4 protein-coding genes are annotated in these 5,901 nt (G+C 76.7%); 1 reads left to right on the plus strand and 3 read right to left on the minus strand.

Annotated elements, in window-relative coordinates:
• Nucleotides 1-238: 238 nt before the first annotated feature.
• A complete protein-coding gene (locus JZ5iCDA_RS14945) occupies nucleotides 239-1,081 on the minus strand; it encodes a hypothetical protein (RefSeq protein ID WP_069387874.1) in 843 nt (280 codons plus the stop codon).
• The gene (locus JZ5iCDA_RS14950) at nucleotides 1,078-3,783 is read right to left on the minus strand and encodes a DUF4062 domain-containing protein (RefSeq protein ID WP_069387875.1); all 2,706 of its coding nucleotides are present in this window, start codon (nucleotides 3,781-3,783) and stop codon (nucleotides 1,078-1,080) included. Before JZ5iCDA_RS14950 ends, JZ5iCDA_RS14945 begins: the two co-directional genes overlap by 4 nt.
• A gap of 91 nt (nucleotides 3,784-3,874) precedes the next feature.
• Here JZ5iCDA_RS14950 and JZ5iCDA_RS14955 point away from each other — a divergent pair, with 91 nt between their 5' ends.
• Nucleotides 3,875-5,554 (plus strand): FAD-dependent oxidoreductase, encoded by a 1,680-nt coding sequence (locus tag JZ5iCDA_RS14955; RefSeq protein WP_069387876.1) that lies wholly within the window; start codon nucleotides 3,875-3,877, stop codon nucleotides 5,552-5,554.
• A 12-nt stretch (nucleotides 5,555-5,566) separates the two neighbouring features.
• Here JZ5iCDA_RS14955 and JZ5iCDA_RS14960 read toward each other — a convergent pair whose 3' ends face one another.
• On the minus strand, nucleotides 5,567-5,752 hold the full coding sequence (locus JZ5iCDA_RS14960; RefSeq protein ID WP_069387877.1) for a hypothetical protein: 186 nt from the start codon (nucleotides 5,750-5,752) through the stop codon (nucleotides 5,567-5,569).
• Nucleotides 5,753-5,901 lie beyond the last annotated feature (149 nt).

Here is a 5,901-nt window from a genome sequence, read left to right on the forward strand (position 1 = left end):
GCGACGGTCGCCGCGAGCGCCGCGGCGACCGTGGTGCGGCCGCGGCGGGTGCTGGTGCCGGCGGCGGGCCGTGCCCGTCCGCCGGAGGTCCTGGACGTGCTGAGCATGGGAGCCCCTTCCTCGTCGTCCTGCCGGCCGGGCGACCCCGGCTCGGGCCACCGTACGAGGCACGGGTGACGCCCGGGCGGCGACGGGGTGAACCCCGGTCGCCCGCGTCGCTCCGTGCGGCCCGCCGCCGTCACGCGGCGCGGACGCGGGCGGGTCTCTCGAGCCACGCGTAGAGCCCGGCGTAGACCACGAGGGCCCCCGCGACGCCGCCGGCGAAGAGCCACGCGAGCGGGCGGTCCCACAGCAGCTCGTCGCGCTCGACGATCCAGGCGGCGTTGATGAGCGCGAGGCTCGCGAGCTGGGCCTGGAACATCCAGCGGAAGGAGGTCCACCGGTCGTCGACGAGCAGCCACACGTCGACCGCGCCGGGCAGCGTGAGCACGGCCCCGACGACGCGCGCGGTGAGCGGCGTGAGGTCCCACGCCCACAGCTCGATCCCGACGGACGGGACGGCGAACAGCGTCAGCCCCACGAGGAGCGCGACGATCCCGGCGACGCCGAGCACGAGCCGCACGGGCCGCGGGATGCGCCGGTCGTGGTCCTCCGGGACGCCCGGGTCGGCGGACCGGTTGAGCAGCAGCGCGGCGAGCGTGAGGAGCGGCGTCGTCATGTAGAGCACCGCCCACGCGACGAACGAGACGTGACCGTGGTGGAACCGGTCCCAGTGCAGCAGCGTCGCGATCCCGAGCAGGGTCGCGAACAGCACCACCGCGGGGAAGCCGTACTGCACCCGGTGCCAGCGCCGCAGGCGCACCACCTGGGTGAAGAACCAGATCCCGCCCACGTAGGCGGAGCCGAGGAACATCGCGGTGACCGGCGGGTCGATGGTCCAGGCGAACAGCTCGTCGGTGCGCTCGGGCAGCAGGTAGAGCAGCACGAGCGCGACGAGGAGGAACGGCAGGACGAGGTACGCGACCGCGATCGTGAACGGCAGCACCCGGTCGTCGCCGGGCACGGCCCGCCAGCGGCTCACGACGCGCCTCCCACCGCGGTCCCGGCAGCGCCCGCCGCCCCGGCGGCGCCCGCGAGCTCGGTGCTCGCGTCCAGCGCGAGCGCGACGGAGTCGGCGACCGACAGCGTGCGCCCGGCGGCGCGCGCCGTCTCGAGCCGTGCGCGCGACGCGTCGTCGAGCACCTGGTCGAGCGTGAGGAGGTGGAACGAGAAGGTCGGGGCGTTGTAGAGGCCGCTCTGCTCGCGCAGCGCCTCGGCCGCGCCGAGCAGCGTGCCCGCGCGCTCGACGTCGCCGGCCGAGGCGGCGACCGCCACGAGTCCCTCCAGCCCGTACGCGACGCCGTCGTCGTGCCCGAGGCGCGAGGACAGCCGCAGGTTCTCGCGGAAGTCGGCGTCGGCCTCGGGCAGACGACCGAGCAGGAGGCGTGCCCAGCCGAGGTGGTGCAGCGCGATGGCCTCGCCGAGCGGGTCGTGCACCTGGCGCGCCGCGGCGAGGCTCTCCTCGAAGCAGCCCGCGGCCTCCGGTACGCGGCCCTGGAGGATCGCGACACGGCCCTGCGTCACGAGCGTCATCGCCTCCCCCCAGCGGTTGCCCGTGCCGCGGAACAGGGCCAGCGCGCTCGCGAGCGCCTCCGCGGCGCGCTCCGGGTCGGGCGTCGCGGCGGCGAGCCGCGCGAGCGCGAGCGACACGAGCGCGAGCGCCTCGCCCCACGGGTCCCGTTCGGCGCGGAACAGCTCGGCGCTCTCGGTGAGGCCCGGCACGACGAGGTCGTCGGGGTCCTGCCAGAACGTGATGGCGTGCGTGAAGTACAGGGCGGTCGCGCGCGTGCGGGGCGCGACCTCGCCGGGCGTGCCCAGCAGCTCGGCCATCCAGCTGCGCACCTCGCCGAGCCGCCCGCCGACCCACCAGTACGTGTACAGCGACCAGGCGAACGCGGCGGCCCGGTCGAGCTCGCCGCGGTCCAGGAGGTGGCGCGCGGTCGCGCGCAGCTCGGCGTCCTCCAGCGCGAGCCGCGCGGTCCACGTGCGCAGGCCCGGACCCAGCAGGAGCGGGCCGGCCTCGCGCCCGAGCCGCTCGTAGTGCTCGGCGTGCCGGTCGCGCACGGCGTCGAGCCGTCCCTCGGCCGCGAGGCGCTCGCGGGCGTACTCGCGCACGGTCGCCAGCATCGTGAACGACGGCGTCTCCTCCTCGTCGCGCTGGCGCACGAGGCTCGAGTCGACCAGGGCGCCGAGCAGCGCGAGGGTGTCGGCGCCGTCGTCGGGCGGGCCGCCGACGTCCTCGACCGCCTCGAGCGTGAACGCGCCGTCGAACACGCCGAGGGTCGCGAGGAGCGCGCGCTGGTCGTCGCCGAGCAGGTCGACGCTCCACTCGATCGTGCGGCGCAGCGTCTGCTGGCGCTCCGGCAGGTCGCGGCCCCCGCCGGTGAGCAGCGGCAGCCGTCGGTCGAGCCGCGCGAGCATCGCCACCGGGGGCAGCACGCGCACGCGTGCGGCCGCGAGCTCGATGGCGAGCGGCACGGCGTCGAGGGCGGCGCAGATCGCGACGACCGCTTCGACGTTCGCCGCGGTGACGTCGAAGTCCGGGCGCAGCGCCCGCGCGCGCTCCACGAACAGCGCGACGGCGGGCGCGACGCGCGCGGCGTCGAGGTCGCCGTGGCGGCCGGGCATCGCGAGCGGCCCGACCTCGTAGCTGTGCTCGGGCGACACGCGCAGCAGGACGCGACTCGTCTGCAGGAGGACCAGCCCGGGCGAGGCGGCGAGCAGGGCGGCGAGCGCCGGCCCCGCGTCGACCACCTGCTCGAGGTTGTCGAGGACGAGCAGCATCCGGCGCTCGCGCACGGCCATGAGGAGCTTGTCGGCGATGGGTCCGTCGCCCGTGTCGCGCACGCCGAGCGCCTGCGCGACCGCCCCGGGGACGAGCGCGGCGTCGTGCACGGGGGTGAGGTCCACGAAGCGCACGCCGTCCGGGAACCGCTGCCGCACCCGGCCCGCGACCTCGAGCGCGAGGCGGCTCTTGCCGATGCCGCCGGGGCCCGTGAGCGTGAGCATGCGCACGGGCGCACCGCTCGTGGTCCCGTCGAGCATGCCCACGACGTCGGCGACCTCGCGCTCGCGGCCGATGAGCGGCGTCGGGGGAGCGGGGAGCGCGGCGTGGTCCTCCGGCAGGCCGTCGTCGTCGGCGGCCGCCGCACCGGGTCCCGCCGCGGCAGGTCCGGCCGCCGGGGCGGCCCCCACCGCGCGGCTCGCGTCGAACCGCTCGGCGAGGAGCACGGCGAGGTCGGCCGTGACGAGCTCGCCCAGCGCGTCCGCGTCGGGGAACGACGTGTACGACGCCGTGTCGTCGCCCTTGATCCGGTCGAGCAGCTCGACGAGGCGTGGCTCGCGCGTGCCCGTGGTGTCCTTGACGTAGACGAGGCGCGGCATGCCGGGCGGGACGAGGCGGTACTCGTCCTCGAGGCCGGAGACGTCCTCGCCGGGCGCGACCCACCCGTACCGCTCCCAGTACAGCCCGACGAACACGTCGCTCTGGCTGAGGTACGACCGGTACAGCGCGCGCGGCGGGTGCGGGCGCGCGCCCAGCTCGAACATGACGGGGGCGAGGTGGAGCCGCTCGACGGCAGCGCGGACCGCACGGCGCTCCGGGGCGAGCTCCTTGAGCGTCGAGCTGACGAACACGCGCAGCCGCTGGTCCGGCGTGCGGATGATCCCGCTGCTCGGGTCCACCCTCGTATTCTGTGACCTGGGCCACAACCGCGTCCACCAGTCCGGCCGCGACGCGCCGGTGGCACCGTGCGAGGACCGCCAGGAGGCACGGATGACGGACGTCCCCGGATCCCCGGCCGCGCGACCCGTGGTGCTCGTCGCGGCGACCTCCGACGACGCGCGCGCGGCCCTGGTCGGCGAGCTCGAGCGCCGCTACGCCCACGACTACGCGGTGGTCGCCGCGCGCGACGGCGCCGAGGCGGTCGCACGCCTCGACGAGGCCGCGGCGGCCGGGCACGAGGTCGCGCTCGTGCTCTCCGACGACCGTGCCGCGGTCGGGCGCGCCGACTCGGTGTTCGTCGCGGCGCGGCACGCGTTCCCCGACGTCCGGCGCGCGCTCGTCATCGAGTGGGGCTCGTGGACGGACCGCGCGACGGTCGACGCGGTGCTCGGCCTCATGGCGGCCACGCTCGTCGACTACTACGTCGTGCGCCCCCGGCACGCGCCGGACGAGTACTTCCACCGCGCCGTGACGGAGTTCCTGCTCGACTGGGAGCGCGCCGCGCGCGGCGCCGAGCGCGCCGACGTCGTCGTGGTGGGCGACGACGCGCTGCCGCGCGTGCACGACCTGCGCCGCTTCCTCGCGCGCGCCGGCCTGCGGTTCACGTCCGCCCCGGGCGACGGCGCGCCCCTCGTCCGCCTCGCCGACGGCCGCGAGCTCGTCGACCCGACGACCACCGAGCTCGCCCGGGCCCACGGGTTCACCACCGACCTGCCCGCCGAGCCGGTCGACGTCGCGATCGTCGGCGCGGGGCCGGGCGGCCTCGCCGCGGCGGTGTACGCGGCGTCGGAGGGGCTGCGCACGCTCGTGCTCGAGCGCGACGCGGTGGGCGGGCAGGCGGGGTCGAGCTCGCTCATCCGCAACTACCTCGGTTTCCCGCGCGGCGTCTCCGGCGCCGACCTGTCCGACCGCGCCTACCAGCAGGCCTGGGTGTTCGGCGCGCAGTTCGCGCACACGCGCGAGGCGGTCGGGCTCGAGGTGCCGGGCAGGGACGAGGCGGGCGGTGACGGCGCAGGCTTCCTCCTGCACGTCGCGGTCGGCGGCACGGTGCGCGCCGGGACGGTCGTCCTCGCCGACGGCGTGTCGTACCGGCGGCTCGCCGTGCCGGGCCTCGACCCGTTCGTCGGCTCGGCGGTGTTCTACGGGGTCTCCGCCGTGGAGGCGAAGGGGCAGGCGGGCCGCATCGTCCACGTGGTCGGGGGTGGCAACTCGGCGGGGCAGGCGGCGCTGCACCTCGCCCGGTACGCGGCCTCGGTCTCGCTCGTCGTCCGCGGGCCCGACCTCGCGGCGAGCATGTCGCAGTACCTCGTCGACCAGCTCGCGGCCGCGGGCGTCGCGATCCTCGCGGAGACCAAGGTCGTCGGCGGCGGGGGAGCGGACGGCCGCCTCGACCACCTCGTGCTGCGCCACCGCGTGACGGGCGACGAGTCGACGGTGCCGTCGAACGCCCTGTTCATCACTATCGGCGCGCGTCCGCACACCGACTGGCTGCCGGACGAGGTGCTGCGCGACCAGTGGGGCTACGTCCTCACCGGCCGCGAGGTGCTCGCGGAGGGCGGGCGGCGCGCGTGGCCGCACGAGCGCGAGCCGTGGCCGCTCGAGAGCTCCGCGCGCGGGCTGTTCGCCGTGGGCGACGTGCGGCGCGGCTCGGTCAAGCGGGTCGCGTCGGCGGTCGGGGAGGGCAGCGTCGTCGTCTCGTCCGTGCACCAGGCGCTCGCCGAGCGCCGCTGAGGACGGCTCCGCTCAGACCAGCTTGCGCGCCTTCTGGACGAGGCCGTCGGCGGAGCGGAGCCCGCGCGAGAACGTCGTCGGCCCGCCGTGCTTGGACTCCTGCCGGTCGGCGAGCGCGCGCGCCACCCGCCCCGCGACGGGGATGAGGACGGCGGCGATGACGAGGGTGCGCAGGCGGCGGCCCAGGAAGGCCCACATGGTCGTCCTCCGGTTCGGTGGGGGTCTGTCGGAGCCTCGACGCTAGGCCGAGCCCGGCCCGCTCGCGCGCGGTGCCGCACCGCCGCGACGCGCGCAGCCTCGCCGCCCGCGCCATCCTGGGCGCGTGGACCTGCGCGCGGAGCAGCCGG

Source organism: Cellulosimicrobium cellulans (assembly GCF_001722485.1).
GTDB lineage: Bacteria > Actinomycetota > Actinomycetes > Actinomycetales > Cellulomonadaceae > Cellulosimicrobium > Cellulosimicrobium cellulans_A.

Bases quoted from the DNA above. Each gene is read 5' to 3' on its own strand.
- JZ5iCDA_RS14955 (WP_069387876.1), top strand. From the start codon at position 3,875: ATGACGGACGTCCCCGGATCCCCGGCCGCGCGACCCGTGGTGCTCGTC.
- JZ5iCDA_RS14960 (WP_069387877.1), bottom strand. From the start codon at position 5,752: ATGTGGGCCTTCCTGGGCCGCCGCCTGCGCACCCTCGTCATCGCCGCC.